The organism is Actinomadura sp. 21ATH (assembly GCF_041951345.1).
Lineage (GTDB): Bacteria > Actinomycetota > Actinomycetes > Streptosporangiales > Streptosporangiaceae > Spirillospora.
On record NZ_JBGNUR010000025.1, the window covers coordinates 1 to 20872 of the forward strand.

The 20872-nt window shown below is 73.3% G+C and carries 16 protein-coding genes; 13 read left to right on the forward strand and 3 right to left on the reverse strand.

Annotated elements, in window-relative coordinates:
- Nucleotides 1-143 precede the first annotated feature (143 nt).
- The 3 genes from ACA361_RS38940 to ACA361_RS38950 all read left to right on the forward strand — a co-directional run bounded on the left by ACA361_RS38940 (nt 144) and on the right by ACA361_RS38950 (nt 4860).
- Entirely contained in the window at nt 144-1436 is a 1293-nt protein-coding gene (locus ACA361_RS38940; protein ID WP_375020229.1) for a M20/M25/M40 family metallo-hydrolase, read from the forward strand.
- A 107-nt stretch (nt 1437-1543) separates the two neighbouring features.
- Nucleotides 1544-2230: a hypothetical protein gene (locus ACA361_RS38945; protein WP_375020160.1), complete on the forward strand. Its 687-nt coding sequence runs from the start codon at nt 1544-1546 to the stop codon at nt 2228-2230.
- 113 nt (nt 2231-2343) lie between these two features.
- The gene (locus ACA361_RS38950; protein WP_375020162.1) at nt 2344-4860 is read left to right on the forward strand and encodes a chaplin family protein; all 2517 of its coding nucleotides are present in this window, start codon (nt 2344-2346) and stop codon (nt 4858-4860) included.
- Between the two features lie 68 nt (nt 4861-4928).
- On the opposite strand, the gene ACA361_RS38955 is transcribed toward ACA361_RS38950, so the two are convergent.
- Entirely contained in the window at nt 4929-5114 is a 186-nt protein-coding gene (locus tag ACA361_RS38955; RefSeq protein ID WP_366621234.1) for a DUF5703 family protein, read from the reverse strand.
- A gap of 222 nt (nt 5115-5336) precedes the next feature.
- Between ACA361_RS38955 and topA the strand changes: the two genes are divergently transcribed.
- The 10 genes from topA (at nt 5337) to ACA361_RS39005 (ending at nt 18583) form a co-directional block, all read left to right on the forward strand.
- Nucleotides 5337-8108 carry a type I DNA topoisomerase gene (topA, locus tag ACA361_RS38960; RefSeq protein ID WP_375020163.1) on the forward strand — a complete coding sequence of 924 codons (2772 nt, stop codon included), beginning with the start codon at nt 5337-5339 and terminating at the stop codon, nt 8106-8108.
- Between the two features lie 28 nt (nt 8109-8136).
- The gene (gene tmk / locus ACA361_RS38965) at nt 8137-10221 is read left to right on the forward strand and encodes a dTMP kinase (protein ID WP_375020164.1); all 2085 of its coding nucleotides are present in this window, start codon (nt 8137-8139) and stop codon (nt 10219-10221) included.
- Nucleotides 10222-10447: 226 nt separating this feature from the next.
- The gene (locus ACA361_RS38970) at nt 10448-11587 is read left to right on the forward strand and encodes a DNA polymerase III subunit delta' (protein WP_375020165.1); all 1140 of its coding nucleotides are present in this window, start codon (nt 10448-10450) and stop codon (nt 11585-11587) included.
- A gap of 234 nt (nt 11588-11821) precedes the next feature.
- The gene (locus tag ACA361_RS38975) at nt 11822-13534 is read left to right on the forward strand and encodes a S8 family serine peptidase (protein WP_375020166.1); all 1713 of its coding nucleotides are present in this window, start codon (nt 11822-11824) and stop codon (nt 13532-13534) included.
- 87 nt (nt 13535-13621) lie between these two features.
- On the forward strand, nt 13622-14104 hold the full coding sequence (locus ACA361_RS38980; RefSeq protein WP_375020167.1) for a low molecular weight protein-tyrosine-phosphatase: 483 nt from the start codon (nt 13622-13624) through the stop codon (nt 14102-14104).
- 3 nt (nt 14105-14107) lie between these two features.
- Entirely contained in the window at nt 14108-15043 is a 936-nt protein-coding gene (locus tag ACA361_RS38985; protein ID WP_375020168.1) for a fructosamine kinase family protein, read from the forward strand.
- Nucleotides 15044-15232: 189 nt separating this feature from the next.
- The gene (locus ACA361_RS38990; protein WP_375020169.1) at nt 15233-16273 is read left to right on the forward strand and encodes a hypothetical protein; all 1041 of its coding nucleotides are present in this window, start codon (nt 15233-15235) and stop codon (nt 16271-16273) included.
- A gap of 137 nt (nt 16274-16410) precedes the next feature.
- Entirely contained in the window at nt 16411-17268 is an 858-nt protein-coding gene (locus tag ACA361_RS38995) for a stage 0 sporulation family protein (RefSeq protein WP_375020230.1), read from the forward strand.
- A complete protein-coding gene (locus ACA361_RS39000; RefSeq protein ID WP_375020170.1) occupies nt 17269-18108 on the forward strand; it encodes a GNAT family N-acetyltransferase in 840 nt (279 codons plus the stop codon).
- Nucleotides 18109-18178: 70 nt separating this feature from the next.
- Nucleotides 18179-18583, forward strand: a complete 405-nt coding sequence (locus ACA361_RS39005; protein ID WP_375020171.1) for a peptidase inhibitor family I36 protein — start codon at nt 18179-18181, stop codon at nt 18581-18583.
- Nucleotides 18584-18616: 33 nt separating this feature from the next.
- On the opposite strand, the gene ACA361_RS39010 is transcribed toward ACA361_RS39005, so the two are convergent.
- Nucleotides 18617-19525 carry a BTAD domain-containing putative transcriptional regulator gene (locus ACA361_RS39010; RefSeq protein WP_375020173.1) on the reverse strand — a complete coding sequence of 303 codons (909 nt, stop codon included), beginning with the start codon at nt 19523-19525 and terminating at the stop codon, nt 18617-18619.
- Nucleotides 19526-19738: 213 nt separating this feature from the next.
- A complete protein-coding gene (locus tag ACA361_RS39015; RefSeq protein ID WP_375020174.1) occupies nt 19739-20767 on the reverse strand; it encodes a hypothetical protein in 1029 nt (342 codons plus the stop codon).
- Nucleotides 20768-20872 lie beyond the last annotated feature (105 nt).

Sequence of the window (20872 nt, forward strand, 5' to 3'; positions counted from 1 at the left end):
AGCTAGCGCGTCTGCCTATTCCGCCACCCGGACATGCCGCAGTTCTGCTGCGGCGGGCTTCACCTTACCAAAGGTCCGGAGTCGCGGCGACGTCGCCGGAGGGGCACGATGGTCTGGTACGCAGCGTCGGCGCGAAGGTGATCATCGTGGACGAGGTCGTCCAGCTCTGCCAGGAACTGATCAGGATCGACACCAGCAACCCGGGCGACCACTCGGGGCCGGGGGAACGGGTCGCCGCCGAGTACGTGGCCGGGAAGCTGGCCGAGGTGGGGGTCGAGGCGCAGGTCTTCGAGTCGCATCCCAGGCGGACCAGCCTGGTGGCGCGGATCGAGGGCGAGGATCCGTCGCGGGACGCGCTGCTGCTGCACGGGCACCTGGACGTGGTGCCGGCGCGCAAGGAGGACTGGACGCACGACCCGTTCGGCGGGGAGATCGTCGACGGGTGCGTCTGGGGGCGCGGGGCCGTGGACATGAAGGACATGGACGCGATGATCCTCGCGGTCGTCCGGCAGCGGATGCGGGAGGGGCGCAAGCCGCCGCGGGACGTGGTGCTGGCCTTCCTGGCGGACGAGGAGGCCGGCGGGAAGTGGGGGGCGCAGTGGCTCGTCCAGGAGCATCCTGAGCTTTTCGAGGGGTGCTCGGAGGCCGTGGGGGAGGTCGGGGGGTTCAGCCTGACCGTTCCGGGCGACCGGCGGATGTACCTGATCGAGACGGCCGAGAAGGGCATCGGCTGGATGGAGCTGTCCGCCAAGGGGACGGCGGGGCACGGGTCGATGGTGCATCCGGACAACGCGGTGACGGCGCTGGCGGCGGCCGTGGGGCGGCTGGGGTCGCACGAGTTCCCGGTCCGGCTGACGAAGACCGTGCGGGCGTTCCTGGAGCGGGCGTGCATGGCGTACGGGGTGGAGTTCGACCCGGAGCGGCCGGAGGAGTGCCTGGAGCGGATCGGGCCGCTGGCGCGGATGATCGGCGCGACGCTGCGGAACACGCTCAATCCGACCCGGCTGGACGCCGGATACAAGACGAATGTCATTCCGCAGGAGGCGACGGCTCAGGTCGACGGCCGGTTCCTTCCGGGGCACGAGGACGAGTTCTTCGCGACCGTGGACGAATTGCTCGGACCGGATGTCAAGCGGGAATTCGTACATCACGACCACGCGATCGAGACCGAGTACGAGGGCGCCCTGGTCGCGGCCATGGAGGCGGCGCTGACCTCGGAGGATCCGGGCGCGCTGCCCGTACCGTACTGCCTGAGCGGCGGTACGGACGCCAAGGCGTTCGCCCGGCTGGGAATGCGGTGCTACGGTTTCGCGCCGCTGCGACTTCCGGCGGATCTGGATTTTTCCGGAATGTTCCATGGCATCGACGAGCGCGTTCCCGTGGACGGGCTGCGCTTCGGAGTCAAGGTCCTCGACCGTTTTCTCGATCGCGCCTAGATTTTCCGGGAAAAGAGTCCCCGTATCGCCCTGCGTGGTGCTACGGTTACTTTCTGTGCGGATCTTTGACTCGCACATGGGGGTACGGCGACTGACAGGGAGCACCGGTGGCGGACGGCGCGACGTGGAAGCGGGCGGTCACCGCCGCGTCACGCCGGCTGCTCGTACTCGGTGGGCTCGTCATCGCCGGGTGGTTGCTGGGCGGCGCGGCTCAGGCTCAGGCCGACGCGCCGCCCTCATCGCTACCGGCCGCCGAACGTCTCGCGCCCGTCACCGACACGGCCGAGCGCCGGGCCGGCGAGCTGCTGCCGCCGCATCCGCCCGCGCCACTCCAGACGCCGTCGATGCGCCCATCGGCGCAGCCCACCGTCAACAGCGGCGCGACCGGCTCCGGCATCTCCTGGGTACGAGAACGCCCCGCCGAACGACCCGAGGCCGCCCCGCGAACTCCGCGCGTCCACCGCGCCGATTCCGGCCCGCCGCCGACCGTCCGGTTCTATCAGCCGCCCGCGCAAGCCGTGCCGCCGACGCAACCCACCGGACTTCTGAACGCCGCGCCGCTTGATACCGCGCCGCTGGACAGCCTGCCGCTGGGTGCTGTGCCGTTGGGTGCTGTGCCGTTGGGCGACAGGGCCGCCGAGACGCCGCCTCCGGGACAGTTCCTCCCAGGAGCCCCCCTCTCCGGCGAGCCCCATACCGCCGCTCCCGCACGGCCCGCGCAGCCGCCCGTCCCGCAGGCGCCGGTCCCGGCCGTCCGCAACGCGGCGGACGCCCCCACCTTCTCGCCCGACTAGCCACCGTCAGCGGACCATGCGTCCGCCCGCCCCCTCGCCTCGCCCGAGCACGGCCGTTCCGGCCCCCTCCGACTCGGGCCGTCCACCCATTCCCTCGTCCTTTCGGAGCATCCATGCGTACGTGGGCCCGAACCACCGCCCGCACGGCCGCGCTGACCGCCGGTTTCGCGGCTCTGGGCGCCACCGTGATCCCCGCCACCGCCCTGGCCGGCCCTGCCCCCGACCCCGACCCCCGGTACGTGGACCAGCGACTCGCCCACCTGGGAAGCGCGACATCCGACCTCCGCGTCGACGCCCCCGCGAGCACGACCCGCCCCCCGGGCGTCCCGGCCCCGACCGCGCGGCGGGACGCCGCCGATAACGACGCGCGCCCGCCCTTGGTCCCGCAAGGCGCAACCTCCCGAAAGCAGCGGACTGGGGGAGCAGCAGCCCGGGCCGGTTCCTGCACCGACAAGCGCCAGGGGACGCCGATCGAGGGCTGCCAGGAGGAGACGCCGCTCCTCGCCGGAGTCCTTGGGCCCGCCTCCCCTCGCCTGACGAGCGCCGCCCCCGGGAGCCGTGCCGGAGGCCCCCTTCCCACCACGGCCGATCAGTGCGGCAGCGCGCCCCTCCCCGCGGCGCTGGGCGGCGGCTGCGAGGGGGATGTCCCGGGTGGTTCGACCAAAGGCGATCAAGGACGCCTTTCCGGCGGGCCCAGTGCCGCGTTCGGAAAGCAGGGCGATGAGCCAGCCCCTCAGCGCGGCGGCCGCTGCGTCGACGGCCCGGCGCTCCCCGCCTCGCTGGGCGGCGGCGAGTGCCAGGAGGTCGACCCGCGGCCTGTCGCCGCCGGAGGACGGCGGACGTCCGGGACGGACGGTGTCGCGTCCGGCAACCAGGTCGACGCCCCCGTTTCGGCCCCCGTCAACGTCTGCGGAAACGCCGTGGCGATCTTCGGAACGGCCGACGCCGGCTGCCGGGAAGGCGCCTTGGTCCCGGGCGGAAACGGCCGGGGAGTGACCAGCGGGGAAGGGGGCGTGGTCGCCGGCAACCAGGTCGGAGCCCCCGTGTCGGCGCCCGTGAACGTCTGCGGCAACGCGGTGGCGATCTTCGGGACCGCCGAGGCGAAATGCGAGGGCGGAGCGTCCGCGCGGGGCGGCACCAACGGGGTCACCTCCGGAGAGAACGGCATCATCGCCGGCAACCAGGTCGAGGCCCCGATCTCCGCGCCGGTGAGCATCTGCGGGAACGCCGTGGCGATCTTCGGCAAGGCCGTCGCGTCCTGCGCGGGCGGCGCCGCGGTACGGGAGGGAGCCGGGCAGGTCACCTCCGGAACGTCGAGTGTGGGGGGCGGAAACCAGGTCGGCGCGCCGGTGAACGCCCCTGCCGATGTCTGCGGCAACGCGGTCGGTACGGCGTTCGCCGGGTGCGAGGGCGGCGCGACCGTACGGGACGGCGGCGGCCAGGTCACCCGCGGCGATTCCGGCGCGCTGAGCGGAAACCAGGCCGACCGGGGTTCGGCCGCACCGCTCTCGGCCTGCGGCAACGCCGCGGGGATCCCGCATGAGGCGGGGGCCTTCTGCCGTGGCGGCGCGCATGTGCGCGGGGCGCACGGCACGGGCGGCCGGCGTACGAGCGGCGTGGGCGGGATGGTGGCCGGCAACCAGGCGAACGGCTCGTCCAGCGCGCCCTCCACGGCATGCGGGAACACCGGCCTCGTCGTCGGGCACGGGGCCGCGGCCTGCGAAGGCGGCTCGACGGCTCTGTACGGAACGGGCCCCCGGACGTCCGGCGACAACGGCATCATCACCGGCAACCAGGGCGATGGGGCCGTCAGAAGCCCTGCCTCTGCCTGCGGGAACGCGGGCGCGGTCGCCGGCCACCCCGAGCCCGTCTGCGAAGACGGCGCCACCCGTCCCGGCGACCGGAACCCGCCACCGCCACGCCGCCTGACCAGGGACGACCTGCTCACCACGTTGAACGCCGCCGGTGGGCCCTCGATGGGGAACGCCGAGGCGCCGCCGCCCGGGCTGTCCCGCTTTCCGCTCACCGCGGCGGACGGCCGCCGCCTTCTGATCACGGCCGTACCGGGACGAGGCACGCCCCGTCCCGCCCCCGAGGTGGCGCTAGACGGGCCGCACGGCCCCGGACGGGCGGGACCACCGCACGCCCGGGACATCCCGCCGGCCTCCGCCGGCGGACTCGTCGACGACGGAACGGGCGGAGCCACCGGAGCCCTTCTTGGCAACCTCCCCGCAGGAAGGACCCAGCGCACCACGGGCACTCCCGTACCGCTGCCGCCCTTCACCGGGAGCCCCCGCCGGACCGGAGGGACGGCGGCGCCGCAGGTGGGTCCAGGGCCGGCCGCTCGGGCGGACGAGGGTGTGCTCCTGTCGCGGCGGATCGCTGACGGGACTCGGAGCGCCGGAGAGATCGTTGGGGGGCGGACGTTCGGTGGGGACGGTCGGGATGCGGTCGGAGGTCGCGTACAGGGCGGATGGCCGGTGGACGCCGGGCCCGGAGAGGAGGCGCGTGTCGCGGCTTATGTGCCGGTCGGTGGGGGCGCGGGGATCGCTCGGGGGGCCCGGGAGGGCGCCGCCTGGGCGCTTGCGATCATGGTGGCGGTGGCCGGTGTCGTCCGCCGGCTGTGGTGATCCAAATCAAGATCACTACTACGCGTGCTCGAAGGGATGCGCAGTGCTAATCTCCGGGCGAGAACGGATTAGAACGTACGTACCTGGCGGATGATCTTGCGGCGGAGTTGGATTCGGCGGCTACCGTCGGGGTAGAGGCGCAACCGATCGATTTCCCAGCCGCCGTGTTCGGCGTGCGCGGTCAGGACCTGCCTGGCGGCGTCCCGGGTGGTGCCGCGCGGCAGTCGTAGAACGAGGTAGGTGTACTCCACCATCGCGAACCATTATGACCGGCCGGTGACCGGCAGGGGAGGCCTTGGTCCGCAACCCTCGTGGCGACGTGTCATCCTGTCGGAGGTTCGTAGCGGTGAGACGTATGGCCCGCACCTTGCGGTGATCGACAGGCAGCGGTGGGAGCTTTCGGGCATGAAAACGGCGTCTTGCAGCGTTGTTAGCTAGCCCGTGCAAGAAGACCAGACAGTGAGGTTGGAGCGACTGTGCCAGCCAAGAACGGCACTGCGAAGAGTGGCCAGGGCGGGGGGAACGGTTCCCCCGGTACCCGCCTGGTGATCGTCGAGTCGCCCGCGAAGGCGAAGACGATCGCCGGATACCTGGGCGGCGGCTACGTCGTGGAGTCCAGTATCGGCCACATCCGGGATCTTCCCAGGGCTTCGGAGGTGCCGGCCAAGTACAAGGGTGAGCCGTGGGCCAAGCTCGGCGTGAACGTCGAGCAGGGCTTCGAGCCGCTCTATGTCGTCAACACCGACAAGAAGGCCCAGGTCCAGAAGCTCAAGAAGCTGCTCGCCGAGGCCGACGAGCTCTTCCTCGCGACGGACGAGGACCGTGAGGGCGAGGCGATCGCCTGGCATCTCCAGGAGGTCCTCAAGCCCAAGGTGCCGGTGCACCGGATGGTCTTCAACGAGATCACCAAGGACGCGATCAGGGCGGCCGCGGCCAATCCGCGCACGCTCAACCTGAAGCTGGTCGACGCCCAGGAGACGCGGCGGATCCTCGACCGGCTGTACGGGTACGAGGTCAGCCCGGTCCTGTGGAAGAAGGTCATGCCGGGCCTGTCGGCGGGCCGGGTGCAGTCGGTGGCGACGCGGCTGGTCGTGGAGCGGGAGCGCGACCGGATCGCGTTCGTTCCGGCGCACTACTGGGACATCCAGGCCGAGTTCGACACCGGCAAGGGCACCGAGGACGAGCCCAACCTGTTCAAGGCCGGGCTCGTGGTCGTCGACGGCAAGCGGGTGGCGCAGGGCCGCGACTTCGCGTCCGACGGGACGCTGAAGACCCGCGACGTGCTGCACCTGGACGAGGCCGCGGCGCGCGGGCTGGCCGAGCGGCTGACCGGGCGTCCGTACGAGGTCAAGTCGGTCGAGCGGAAGCCGTATACGCGCAAGCCGTACCCGCCGTTCCGGACGACGACGATGCAGCAGGAGGCCAGCCGCAAGCTGGGCTTCTCGGCCAAGTACGCGATGTCGGTGGCGCAGAAGCTGTACGAGAACGGCTTCATCACGTACATGCGCACCGACTCGATCACGCTGTCGGAGACGGCGATCGCGGCGGCACGGGCGCAGGCCGCGACGCTGTTCGGGCCGCAGTACGTGCCGGACAAGCCGCGCGTCTACCAGAGCAAGGTCAAGAACGCTCAGGAGGCGCACGAGGCGATTCGGCCGTCCGGCGACACGTTCCGCACGCCGGCGGAGACGGGGCTGAGCGGCGACCAGTTCCGGCTGTACGAGCTGATCTGGAAGCGCACGGTCGCGAGCCAGATGAAGGACGCCCAGGGCCAGTCGGTGTCGGTCCGGGTGATCGGCGAGTCCACGGCGGGCGAGGTCGCGGAGTTCTCCGCCACCGGTAAGACGATCACCTTCCACGGGTTCCTGAAGGCGTACGTGGAGAGCGCCGACGACCCGTCCACCGACCGGGACGACCAGGAGCGGCGGCTGCCGGCGCTGGCCGAGGGCGACTCGCTGGCGGCGCACTCGATCCAGGCGGAGGGGCACTCGACCCGGCCGCCGGCCCGCTACACCGAGGCCAGCCTGGTCAAGGAGCTGGAAGAGCGGGAGATCGGGCGGCCGTCCACGTACGCCTCGATCATCGGGACGATCATCGATCGCGGTTACGTGTTCAAGAAGGGCACGGCGCTGGTGCCGTCCTTCCTGGCGTTCGCGGTGATCAACCTGCTGGAGCAGCACTTCGGCAACCTGGTCGACTACGACTTCACCGCGCACATGGAGGACGGTCTCGACGAGATCGCCCGCGGTGAGGCGCAGCGGGTCCGGTGGCTGGAGCGGTTCTACTTCGGCGACGACGGCGGCGACGGGCTCAAGGAGCTGGTCGACGACATCGGCGACATCGACGCGAAGGGGATCAGCTCGTTCCCGATCGCGGGCACCGACATCATGGTGCGCGTCGGCCGGTACGGGCCGTACCTCGACCGCGACGGCGACCGCGTCAACATCCCCGAGGACATGGCGCCGGACGAGCTGGACGCCGCCAAGGCCGAGGAGCTGTTCGCGCAGCCGAGCGGCGACCGCGAGCTGGGCACGGATCCGGAGACCGGGCACACGATCGTCGCCAAGACGGGCCGGTTCGGGCCGTACGTGACGGAGATCCTGCCGGAGCCGGAGCAGCCCGAGGCCAAGGACGGCAAGCCGGCGCCGAAGCGGCGGGCCAAGAAGGACCAGCCGAAGCCGCGCACGGGTTCGCTGTTCAAGTCGATGTCGCTCGACACGATCACGCTTGAGGACGCGCTGAAGCTGCTGAGCCTGCCGCGCACGCTGGGCGAGCTGGACGGCGAGCCGGTGACCGCGCAGAACGGGCGGTTCGGGCCGTACATCAAGAAGGGCACCGACAGCCGTTCGCTCGGCTCGGAGGAGGAGCTCTTCACGGTCACGCTGGAGAAGGCGAAGGAGCTGCTCGCTCAGCCGAAGCAGCGGGGACGGGGCCGTGCCGCGGCCGCGCCGCCGCTGCGCGAGCTGGGCGAGGATCCCGCGAGCGGCAAGCCGGTGGTGGTGAAGGAGGGCCGGTTCGGGCCGTACGTCACCGACGGTGAGACGAACGCCAGCTTGCGGAAGGGTGACGAGGTCGAGTCGGTGACGATACAGCGCGCCGCGGAACTGCTTGCCGAGCGGCGTGAGAAGGTGGCCGCGAGCGGCGGGCGGAAGAAGCCGGCGGCGAAGTCCACGAAGTCGACCAAGTCCGGCAAGACCGCGGCGAAGTCGGCTCCGAAGCGTCGCACCTCCGCAAAGTCCGGCTCCTAAGGACAACCGCGCCGATACCCTGACCGACATGAACAGAACGGGCGCCACCCGGTCACTGAACGCGGTCGAGCCGCAGCCAGGAGTTTCGGCGGACAAGCCGTTCCGCCGGCTGTGGCTCGGGCTGTCCCTGTCCAGCCTCGGCCACTGGCTGAGCGTTCCGGCACTGGCCGCGCTGGCCGGCACCGTGACGGCGGACGACGGCCTGCCGGCGCAGGCGCGGGCGATCGCCGGCGTGCTGGCGCTGCTGGCACTGCCGGCCGTGCTGCTCGGGCCGGTGGCGGCGAAGCTGGCGGGCCGGGCCGACCGGCGGCTGGTCATGACCGTGGCCGACGCGCTGCGGTTCGCGCTGGTGGCGTCGGTGCCGCTGGTGGGCGCGCTGCCGTGGACGCTGGCCGCCGCGTTCCTCGTCGGCTGCGCGGCCGTGCTGTGGATGCCGGCGGTGGGCGCGGTCGTGCCGGAGCTGGTGCCCGAGGACGGCGTGGCGGAGGCCCGCCGTTCCGTGCTGCGCGGCGCGTACGGCACGGCACCTGTGGCGGCGGTGCTGTTCGCCGTGCTGGCGCTGATCGCGGGCGGGGTGTTCGACGGGGCCGCCGACCGCGCCGACCTGCCGCTGTACGTGACGGCGGTGGTGTTCCTGGCGGCGGCCGCGGTGACGTTCACGGCGGGTGAGCTGCCCGCGCGCGACGCCGCCACCGCGCCCTCGCCGCTCAAGCTGATCTTCCGCAGGCGCGGCGGCCAGGGCGGCGACACGCCCGTCGCGGGCGCCCAGGCGGCCGGGCCGGTACGCGGCCTCGGCCTCGCGGGCGTCGTGGCGGCGCTGACCGCGGCGTCGGTCGTCGCGGTCGCCCGCCCGTACGCGAACGATCTCGGCGGCGGCGACCCCGGCTTCGGCTCGGTACTGGCCGGCCTGACGCTCGGGACGGCCCTCGGCCTCTTCCTCGGCCCGCGGATGCTGCTGCCGCTCAGCCGCCGCCGCGTGCTCGGGCTGGCGGCCGTCGTCGCCGCGCTCGCCCTGATCCCGGCCGCGCTGGTGCAGAACCTCGTCGTCGTGGTCTTCCTGACGGCGTTCCTCGGCGTGGCGGCCGGGGTGGCCTGGGCGGTCGGCGTGCGGCTGCCGGACCCCGAGGGCGGGTCGTTCGGCTTCCTGCACGCGGTCGCGCTGGTCACCGGCCTGATCGCGGTCGCGGCCGTACCGCCGCTGGCCGGGCTCATCGGCGACCACCGGCTCTCGCTCGGCGGCGCCGCGTACACGATCGGCGGCCCGGGCGTCGCGCTGCTGATCGTCGCCGTGCTGTCGGTGATCGCCGCGCTGGTCGCGTACCGGCGGCTGGACGACCGGCGCGGCATCCCGCTGCTCGCCGACGTGCGGGCGGCGCTGGCGGGGCACACGTACACGCCGCCGGAGCAGGCCGAGAGCGGCGGCCCGACGGTGATCCGCGACCGGGGCGTGTTCATCGCGTTCGAGGGCGGCGAGGGCGCCGGCAAGACCACCCAGGCGCGGCTGGCCGCGATCTGGCTGCGCGACCACGGCTACGACGTGATCGCCACCCACGAGCCCGGCGCGACCAAGATCGGCATGCGGCTGCGCGCGATGCTGCTGGACCGCGAGACGACCGGCCTGTCGTCCCGCGCCGAGACGCTGCTGTACGCGGCGGACCGCGCCGACCATGTCGCCAACGTCATCCGGCCCGCGCTGGAACGGGGCTCGATCGTGGTCAGCGACCGGTACGTGGACTCCTCGCTCGCGTACCAGGGCTTCGGCCGCGAGCAGGACGTGTCGGAGATCGCCCGCGTGAACGCCTGGGCGATCGGCGGCCTGCTGCCCGACCTGACCGTCCTGCTGGAGGTGCCGCCGGAGACCGGCCTCGGCCGGCTCGCGTCGCCCGCCGACCGGATCGAGTCCGAGCCGGCGGAGTTCCACGACCGCGTGCGGCTGGGCTTCCGCGCGCTCGCCGAGGCCGACCCGGACCGCTACCTGGTCGTGGACGCGAGCCGCCCGCAGGCCGAGATCACCCGCGAGATCCAGTACCGCATCCGCGAGATCCTCCCCGACCCGATCCCGGCCGGCACGGAGGACATCACGAGCACCTTCCCCGCCATAACCGACGCGTGACCGTGTTCATGGCTCGCTACCGCTCGCTCGTCGCGGGCACTGTGTCCATGGCTCGCTACCGCTCGCTCGTCGCGGGCGCTCTATCGCGCCCTCTTCCCTCGTCGGCGTGAAGGGCTCGTTCCTCGCCCTTCACGCCTCCTCAGTCCAGAGGGCGCGGCGCCCGCTCCCTGGCCGTGGCTCGCTGACGCGGGCGCGGCGGCCGTTGCGGGGCCGTAGCCTTGTCGGCATGAGCGTCTGGGATGACCTGGTGGGGCAGGAGCCGGTCGCCGAGCAGCTGCGGGCCGCCGTCGGGACGGACGGGAAGATGGCCCATGCGTGGCTGTTCACCGGGCCGCCCGGGGCGGGGCGGTCGGTGGCGGCGCGGGCGTTCGCGGCCGCGTTGCAGTGCAACGAGGAGCCGCGCGGGTGCGGGCACTGCGCGTCCTGCCACCAGGTGCTCCAGGGCACCCACGCCGACCTTGAGGTGGTACGGCCCGCGGGCCTGTCGTACGGCGTGAAGGAGACGCGCGCGCTGGTGCTGCGCGCCTCGTCCGCGCCGAGCGGCGGGCGCTGGCAGATCGTGCTGTTCGAGGACGCCGACCGTGCCACCGAGGGCGCCGCGAACGCGCTGCTGAAGGCGATCGAGGAGCCGCCGCCGCGGACGGTCTGGCTGCTGTGCACGCCGTCGCCGGACGACCTGCTGGTGACGATCAGGTCGCGCTGCCGCCTGGTGACGCTGCGCACGCCGCCCGTCTCGGCGGTGGCCGAGGTGCTGGCGCTGCGGGACGGCGTGGACCCGGAGACGGCCGCGACGGTGGCGCGGGCCGCGCAGGGGCACATCAGCCGGGCGCGGCGGCTGGCGGCCGATCCGGACGCGCGCCGGCGGCGGGCCGAGGTGCTGTCGATCCCGCGCCGGCTGACGGGCGTGGGCCCGGCGGTGGCCGCGGCGGAGGCGCTGGTCAGGGCGGCCGAGGCGGACGCCAAGGAGATGACCGAGGAGCTGAACGAGACCGAGACCGGAGCGCTGCGGCAGGCGCTCGGCGAGAGCGCCAAGGGCCGGATGCCGCGCGGTACGGCGGGCGCGCTCAAGGATCTGGAGGCCCGGCAGAAGTCCCGGGCGACCCGCGTCACGCGCGACTCCATCGACCGGGCGCTGCTGGATCTCGCCTCGTACTACCGGGACGTGCTGACGCTCCAGCTCGGTGCTGGCACGGAGCTGGTCAACACGGACCTGGCGCCGGAGCTGCGGACGGCGGCGTCGCAGGGGTCGCCGGAGGCCACGCTGCGCCGGCTCGACGCGATCATGGACTGCCGGGAGCGGCTCGGCGCGAACGTCAACCCGCTGCTGGCCGTGGAGGCGCTGACGCTGGCGCTGCGCACGTCCTGAACGGCGACGCTGCGCGCATCCTTGGCGGCGGCGCTTCGCACGTCCTGAGCGGCGGCGCTGCGCGCTTCGCGTGGGCGCTGACCTACGCGGCTCAGTGATCTTGCCAACATCCGGTCGCTCTTTTCGTTACTTATCCGTACACATCTCTCAACAGCAACACGCGTAGCGTCTCCTGGCCGAGTCCACAAAACGGACTCATCCCCCCATACCAGGAGGTGTGCATTGCGGCGCGCCGTGATCACAGCAGCGGCAGCGTGCGCCGTCGTCACCACGACGGCCCTCGCGCTGCCCGCCGCGGCAGTACCGAGCGATCCCCAGCTGAAAGGGGCGACGTCGGAGTACGTCGTCCTCTACCAGGAAGGCGCTTCCCTCGACCAGGCCCGGGCGGCCGTGAAGGCGGCGGGCGGCACGATCGTCCGCGAGAACACCGATGTCGGCGTCGCGACCGTCAAGTCGTCCGACGCGCGGTTCTCGGCCCTGGCGGCGAAGCAGGGCGCGCTGGCCGGCGCGGCGTCCAACCGCGTGATCGGGAAGGCTCCCCGGACCCCCGCCGCTCCCGCGGGCAAGGGCGTCGAGAAGCAGGCCGGCACGCAGGGCGCCGTCCAGGTGAAGAAGCCCGGCAAGGGCGAGGAGCCGCTGGCCGGGCTCCAGTGGGACATGCGGCAGATCGACGCGACCGCCAAGGGCTCGTACAGGGCCGAGCCGGGCGACCGCCGCGTGCTGGTCGGCGTGATGGACACGGGCGTGGACGGCGACCACCCCGACATCAAGCCGAACTTCAACGGGAAGCTCAGCCGGAACTTCACCACCGACATCCCGGCCGACGCCAACGGCGACCCGGTGGACGGCCCGTGCGAGGACGAGCCGGACAAGTCCTGCAACGACCCCGCGGACGTGGACGAGAACGAGCACGGCACGCACGTGGCCTCGACCATCGCCTCGCCCCGCAACGGGCTGGGCATGGCCGGCGTCGCGCCGAACGTGCAGATCGTCAACATCCGCGTCGGCCAGGACTCGGGCTACTTCTTCCTGCAGCCGACCGTCGACGGCCTGACCTACGCGGCCAAGAACGGCATCGACGTGGTCAACATGAGTTACTACATCGACCCGTGGCTGTTCAACTGCGCCGCGAACCCGGCCGACTCCCCGGCCGACCAGGCCGAGCAGCGCGTGATCGTCCAGGCCACGCAGCGCGCCCTGAACTACGCGCACCGGCGCGGCGTGACGCTGGTCGCGGCGGCCGGCAACGAGTCGATCGACTACACCAGGACCAACACCGACTCGTCCAGCCCGGACTTCGCGTCCGAGCCGGGTGAGAAGCCGTACGAGCGGACCGTCCCGGCGAGCTGCGTCTCGATGCCGTCCGAGGGCGAGAACGTGATCCCGGTGTCCTCGACCGGCATCAGCGAGCGCAAGGCGTACTACTCCAGCTACGGCAACGGGTACGTCGCGGTGGCCGCCCCCGGCGGCGACAAGGTCGACACGGCCGACGGCAGGCCGGACGACCGGCGCGGCATCTGGGCCGCCTACCCCGAGTCGATCGCCCGCGAGCGCGGCGAGCTGAACCCGGACGGCACCCCGAACACCCCGCGCGTGCTGCGCGACTGCGACGGCGGGAAGTGCGCGTACTACCAGTCGATCCAGGGCACCTCGATGGCCTCGCCGCACGCGGCCGGGGTCGCCGCCCTGATCGTCAGCAGGTACGGGAAGAAGGACCGCCGCACCGGCGGGCTGACGCTGGACGCGCGGGCCACCGAGCGGATCCTGCGCGGCACCGCGAACGCGAAGTCCTGCCCGAGCCCGAACACGGTCGAGTACGTCTGGTACCGGCTGGAGGAGGGCGAGTGGGTCAAGTACACGTCGAAGCAGACCTGCGAGGGCTCCAAGAGCCGGAACGGGTTCTACGGCGACGGCATCATCGACGCGCTGAGCGCCGTGAAGCGCTGACCGCCCGCTGACCAGCGCGACCCCCGGCCGGGGAGGTCCGGCCGGGGGTCGTCCTGCTCCTTGACGGGGGTCGGGCAGGATGGAGTCATGTCCTACCGCGTCACCTTCGTCTGCACGGGCAACATCTGCCGCTCCCCGATGGCCGAGTGGGTCCTCCGCCACCATGTGGAGGAGGAGGGCCTGGACGTCGAGGTCGACAGCTCGGGCACCGGCAACTGGCATGTGGGCGACGACGCCGACGCCCGTACGGTGCAGGCCCTGCTGCGCGCCGGGTACCGGTCGGCGCACGTGGCGCGGCAGTTCGAGGCGGCCTGGTTCGACCGGTACGACATGATCATCGCGCTGGACAAGGGGCACGCGCGGGCGCTGCGGGCGATGGCGCCCGGAACAGAGGAGCGGGAGAAGATCCGGCTGCTGCGCGAGTTCGACCCGGCGGCCGATCCCGGCGATCTGGACGTTCCCGACCCGTACTACGGCGGCGTGGCGGACTTCGACCTGGTGCTGGAGCAGGTGGAGGCGGCCATGCCGGGCCTGCTGGACGAGATCCGCGCGGCGCTCAAGGAGGACTGACGCGTGCCGCGGCCCTCTCCGGAACGGCTGGCCGAGCTGGTCGGCGGCGGCGCGCGCGTCGAGGAGATCACGGACCTCGGCTCCAGCCACTCCTGGACGCTGCACCGTGCCACCCTCGCCGGCGGCCGCGAGATCTTCGTGAAGGCCGCGGCGGAACGCGACGGACGCGCCGGGCGTGCGGGGCGTTCCGGCGGGGGCGTGTTCGCGGCGGAGGCGGCCGGGCTGCGCTGGCTGGCCGAGGGCGGCGGGCCGGAACCGCCCGTACCGGAGGTCCTGGCGGCGGACGAGGACCTGCTGGTCCTGCCGTGGCTGCCGCCCGAGGCGCCCACCGCCGGGGCGGCCGAACGGCTCGGGCGCGAGCTGGCCGCGCTGCACACCGCCTCCCCGCCCGCCGCGTACGGCGCCCCCTGGGACGGCTTCATCGCCGATCTGCCGCTCGACAACACGCCCGCGGGAGGCGAGTGGGGCCCGTGGTACGCGGAGCGCCGCCTGGAGCCGTTCCTGCGTCTCGGGGCGGGCGCGCTCGGAACGGACGGCGTGCGGCTCGTCGAGCGCGTCATCGAGGAGATCGGCGTGCTGGCGGGCCCGGCGGAGCCGCCGAGCCGGATCCACGGCGACCTGTGGTCGGGGAACGTCCTGTGGACGGGCGCGGAAGCGGGCGGGGGACCGGGGACGGGCGGCCGCGGCATGCTGATCGATCCGGCGGCGCACGGCGGGCACCGCGAGACCGACCTGGCGATGCTGGCGCTGTTCGGCGCCCCGTACCTGGAGCGCGTCCTGGCCGCCTACGATGAGGCGTCGGCCCTCGCGGACGGCTGGCGCGAGCGCGTACCGCTGCACCAGCTGCATCCGCTGCTCGTGCACGTGGCGCTGTTCGGGGCCGGCTACCGGGCGCGGACGGTGGAGGCCGCGCGCGCGGCCCTGGCGGCGGCCGGTTGACGGCGCCCCGCCGGTCGGCACCGCCGGCCGCCGGCCGGAACCGCCGACCGGAAGCGGACTCGGTCGGCTTCGAGTTGGTAACTCCGCGATCCCGGCTGTCCGTCATCTGGAAGATGAGGTAGAAACTACGGGTCATCTACGGGGCAGTGAACGGGGCCGGCAGAGAAGGGCGGGTGCGGCTTAACCCCTATGGACGGCAAGCACAAGGAACCGGGGCCGACCTCGGATTCGTGGTTCGGCACGGCCGTGCGCGGCCTGGTCCCCATCGGCGTCGCGTCCTGCGCGGCGCTGGTCATCGGCGGTGGCGTGGACCTCGTCCACCAGCACCAGGCGTCCGGCAAGAAGGAGCGTGCCGCCAAGCCCGCCGCGGAGCAGGACGAGACCGGCCCGCGCCACGTGGTCGGCGTCCGCGACCAGGGCGCCGCGCTGGTCGTGCGGGACGTCCGTACGGGACACGACGTCGGCCTCCCGATCGCGGCTCCCCGGGGGCAGCGCTTCCAGCGGGTCGCGGTGGCGGGCGAGCGCTCGTTCGTGGTGGCGACCAAGGCGGGGGCGCAGGTCACGTTCCAGAAGCTGAGGCTGTCGGAGGACGGCGAGCCGCAGAAGCTCACCGGGCTGCCGAACGCGACCGTCGGCGGCGCCTCGACCGCCTCCACCGCCTGGTCCGATCTGGCCGTCGAGCCGGCGACCGACCGGATCGCGTACGTGACGTACCGGCGCGGCGGCGGCAGCCGGGTCGACGTCGTCTCGGCGGACGGGACGGGGCGCAAGGCGTGGACGTCCAAGGCCCCGGCGCGGATCGGCAACCTGTCGTGGGCCGGTTCGACGCTCTCGTTCGTCTACACGCCGGTGAAGAAGGCGGCGGGCCGGACCGTCCACCAGCTCCGCACGCTCGACACGAACGCGGCCCCCGGCGACCTGCGGGCGAGCAAGGCGGTCATGCGGCTGCCCAAGGGGACGGCGGCCGCGGTGCTGAGCCGGGACGGCCGCAGCGTGCTCGCGGGAGCCGTCCGGAACGGGCAGCTGACCGTCCAGTCGTACGACGCCGCGACCGCCGCCACCGGCGCCCCCGCGAAGGCGCTGTGGAAGGGGAGGCTGGCCGGTGCGGCGCCGCGGCTGGACCTCGACCACACCGGCGAGCACGTGCTGGCCGCGGGGAGCGACGGGCGGCTGCGCGGTCCCGCGGGCCAGTCCGTACCGGCGGAGGATCTGCTCGACGCCGCCTGGTGAGCGGTCCCGCGCCACCGCTCGCCTTACGCCGCCTCATGCCTCATGCCGTCCGGCGGGAGGATGGGTGACGTCGTAGGGCAAGGGGAACGACGTAGGGTGTTTCCACCGAACCGGGCGAATGGAGCGGAACCGTGGGCATGGTGATGGCCGTAAGCTTCACCCGCTACGGGCGCCTCTACTACCTCGACCCCGGCCCCCACTCGCCCCGTGTGGGGGACCGGGTGCTGGTCCCGACCGACGCCGGGCCGGAGGTCGCCGAGTGCGTCTGGGCGCCGCAGTGGGTCTCGGACGACATCGACGGGCTGCCGGTGTGCGACGGTCCCGCGACGGACGAGCATCTGGCGCGGGACGAGGAGAACCGGCGGCGCCGCGCCGAGGGCCGGTCCATCGCCAAGCGCCTGATCCGCAAGCACGAGCTGCCGATGAAGGTGATCGGCGTCGACTACCTCGACACCGAGAACGTCTTCAAGATCTACTTCTCGGCGCCGCACCGGGTGGACTTCCGCGCGCTGGTCCGCGACCTGGCCCGCAACATCAAGGCACGCGTCGAGCTCCGCCAGGTCGGTCCGCGCGACGAGGCGCGCCTGCAAGGAGGGATCGGCCCGTGCGGGCGCGATCTGTGCTGCGCGACGTTCCTCAAGGACTTCGAGCCGGTGTCGGTACGGATGGCCAAGGAGCAGGACCTCCCCGTCAACCCGCTGCGGATCGCCGGCGCGTGCGGGCGGCTGATGTGCTGCCTGAAGTACGAGCACCCCTTGTACGTGAAGGCGCACGAGCGCATGCCCGCGCTGGGCGCGCGCGTCGACACGCCCAACGGGCCGGGCCAGGTGGTCGGGCGGAACGTGCCGTCCGACAGTGTCAGCGTCCGCCTCAACAGCGGAGGGCGCTGCTCGTGCCCCTCCGCTTCGGTCTGCTCGCCCCGCAAGCAGCACGACGCCATGCACGGCGACGGGAACCCAGAGGGAAACCCAGAGGAACAGGGGGAACGGGCGTAGATGGTCGACGGACCGATCAGGCGGCTCAACGCTGAGGACGACCTGGCGGCCTGCCTGGACCTCGCCCAGGACCGTTCCTGGGCGCGCGAGGAGCGCAAGTGGCGGCTGCTGTTCGACCTCGGCACCGTGTACGGGCTGGACGACCGCGAGCACGGCGGGCTCGCCGGCACGGTGGTGTCCACGCCGCACGGGAAGGTCGTCTCGGCCGTCAGCATGGTGCTCGTCGCCTCCCGCCACGAGCGGCGCGGCCTCGGCGGGCGGCTGATGCGGCACGCGCTGGAGGAGCGCGAGACCGTGAGCGCCTGCTTGACCGCCACGGAGTACGGGCGAGTCCTCTACGAGAGGCTCGGTTTCCGCGGAGTCGGCCAGTGCACCAGCTATACGGGCGAGCTGCCGGAACTCACCGAGCCGCGGATCGAGTCACTGCCCTTCGCATCCGCTGATATCGCGGACGTCATCGCGCTCGACACGGAGGTGTTCGGGGCGCCGCGCGACGAGCTGTACCGGCGCTTCCCGGCCTTCTGCGAGGACTTCCGCGTCGTCCGCGACGGCTCCGGCGAGCTGGCCGGCTTCGGCGGCGCGTGGAGCAACGGCGACCAGCTGCTGGCCGGCCCGGTCATCGCGCGGGACGCGCCGACCGCGATCGGCCTGGTGGAGGCGCTGCTCCGGACGACCGGGCCGGTACGGCTCGATGTCGACCACCGGCATCCCGAACTGATCGAGTGGGCGCGGGAGCGCGGCCTCACCGCCAGCTTCAGCACGACCCTCATGGAGTACGGCGACCCTTTGGAGGGCGACCCGTCGCGGCTGTTCGTCCCGGTGATGCAGGCACTCGGATAACGGAGATAACGGATCGATAACGCCCCCTCCCTAGGCTTTTCCCGTCCGGTTCGGACGAACGGAGGGGAACATGTCCAAGATCACGCTCGGCCTCCTCGCCGGGACGCTGGCGGCGGGGCTCGCCGCCGCCGCGGCGCCCACGGCCGCGCTCGCCGCCGCGAGCGCGCCGCGCACCACCGACGCGACCTGCCCCAAGGGCGACGTGTGCGTGTGGAGCGGCCCCGACGCGACCGGCGTCCGCTGCAACTGGAGCGGCGACGATCCCGACTGGCAGGGCGGCGACGTCCAGTGCCGCCCGCACGGCTTCAGGGTCAACACCGTCTGGAACAACGGCCACACCGGCGATCCGCTCAACCGGGTCGAGTTCTTCCACGGGGCGAACTACACCGACGTGGTGACCGACCCGCTCCCGGTCACGCCGGGACCGATCTCCGCCGGTGACCTGGTGATCCGCTCCCACCGCTGGGTCCGGTAACGCGGGCCGCGGGCCGCAGGCGGGGCGCGCGGGTCAGTGGTACGGGCGGGCCGGGCGCCGGGGCCCGCCCGTGCCGCGCCCGCGGCGGCCCGTCCCGGCGCACCGGCCCGTACGTCCGGAGCGCTTCGCCGGTGCGGGCCGCGCCGGTTCCGGGGCGTTCGGGATGTTCGGGAAGTCCGGGACGTCCCGGGCGTACACCGCCGGATCGTCGCGCAGGATCGCCTCGTGCAGCCCGCGCAGCTCGCGTCCCGGCTCCAGGCCCAGCTCCTCGGCCAGGACGCGCCGGCCGTCCCGGTAGACGCCGAGGGCCTCGCTCTGCCGGCCCGCGCGCGCCAGCGCCGTCATCAGCATCGCCCGCAGCCGCTCCCGGTACGGATGCGCGGCGACCGGCCCCAGAAGCGCGCCGACGAGCTCGTGGTGGCGGCCGAGGGCCAGCTCGACCTCGGCCGCCTCCTCGACGGCCGCCAGCCGCAGTTCCTCCCAGCGCAGCGCGCCCGCCGAGATCGCGACCCGGTCGAGGCCCGCGAGCACCGGCCCGTCCCAGCGCGCCAGCGCGGCCCGGAACCGCCGTGCCGCCTCCTCGCGCCGCCCCGCCCGCGCCGCCTCCCGCGCCCGCAGCACCTCGCGCTCGGCCTCCAGCGCGTCGATCGTCCCCGCGCCCGGCGGGATCCGGTACCCCGGCCGGACGGTCTCGATCACCTGGCGCGCGCAGCCCGCGTCCCGGAACGCCCGCCGCAGCCCCGACACGGCGATCGCGATCTGCGTGCGCGCGGAGGCGGGCGGCCGCTCGTCCCACACCGCCTCGACCAGCCGCCCGACCGGCACCACCCGTCCCGGCTCCAGCAGCAGCGCCGCCAGGACGACCCTGGCCCGGTCGCCGCCGATGTCCACCGGTCCCCGCTCCGTTCCGGCGCGCAGCGGGCCCAGCATCTGAAACAGCACCCGATCGGTCATCCCGTCCGTCGCCCTCACCCCGTCCGTCACCCTCTCCGCGGCGGTCTCCTGCCTTCGGCGCCGGTGCGGGGTGTCGTGCCGGGTACCGGGCGCCCTCGATACCCGCAGGAAGTTAGACACCGCTCACGGGGAGTGGTTCGGGCGCCGGCGCGTCCGGTTGTTCAAAGACCGTTCAGAACAGCGAAACGGCAGGTCACAGCGCTAGAACGGGCACTCCTCGGTGATCGCCGGGTCCGGGTGGCGCGCCACGTGCAGCGCCGACGCGGGCACGTACCCCCACGCCTTGAGCCCCGCCCGGCCGCTCGGCCGGTCCCCCTGCGTGTAGTACCAGACGTCGTTCCCGCCCCGGTGCCGCCCGCCCCGCACCCAGCAGACGAACCAGCTCGGATCGGTGTCGAGGAACCCGACCCTGTCGCCCGCCCGCGCCTCCAGGTACACGTCCGTTCCCGGCACGTTCGGGCACTGGAAGAGGTGCGCCCATGTACGGCCCGTCCGCACGTCCTCGATGGTCCCCCGCAGATGGCGGCAGCCCGCCGCGGGGCCCGGCGCGGGCTCCCCGGGCGCCGCCACGAACGCCACCACGCCTCCCGCGAGCGCCGCCGCGGTGAGCCCCACGACCCCGCCCAGAGCGACCCGCCGCCCGGCACTCCGGCCGGCCGGGACTGCTGGCCGCGCCGTCCCCTCGTCCTCGCCTCGACCTTCTTCGTCCGCGCCCGCGCCCCGCACCTCAGGCTCCGCGCCCGCGCCCTCCACTTCTCCAGGCTCTGTGCCCGTGCCCTGCGCCCCTCCCGGCTCTACGTCCGTGCATTGCGCCTCTCCGGGGTCCGCGCCCGTGCGCTGCGTCTCTCCAGGCGTTGCGTCCGCGCTCTGCGTCTGGTCCTCGGGCGTGCCGGCGTGATGCTCGGCCGCGTCCGCGGAGTCGGGTCGGTTCAGGGTCTTCCATTGGGCCGTCCAGCGGGCCTGCTCGATCTCGACGTCAGGGTGGGCCCCGTAGCGCAGGCACGCCTCGGTGAAGCGGGCCGTGGCGGTCTCCGGAGGGCGGGTCAGGGGGTTCCTGCCGATGAGGGTGGAGACCGCGGCGGGGGAGAGGCCGGGGGTGCGCCCGCAGAGGGCGCGGTACTTCGGGGAGCCGCACCACGCGTAGAGGGCGCGGAGGGCGGCGGTGTACTCGGTCCAGGAGGCGGCGCCTTCGGGGGCGGGAGGCGGCGGCACGGGCGGCGTCTCGGGCAAGGCGTTCTCCTGCTGCTTGGCGAGGGGCGAAGCCCATTGTGGGCACAGGGAACGGCTCGTCGCCGCAGCACACGGCGTGCCGCCGCCCCAAGGACGGGACGGCGG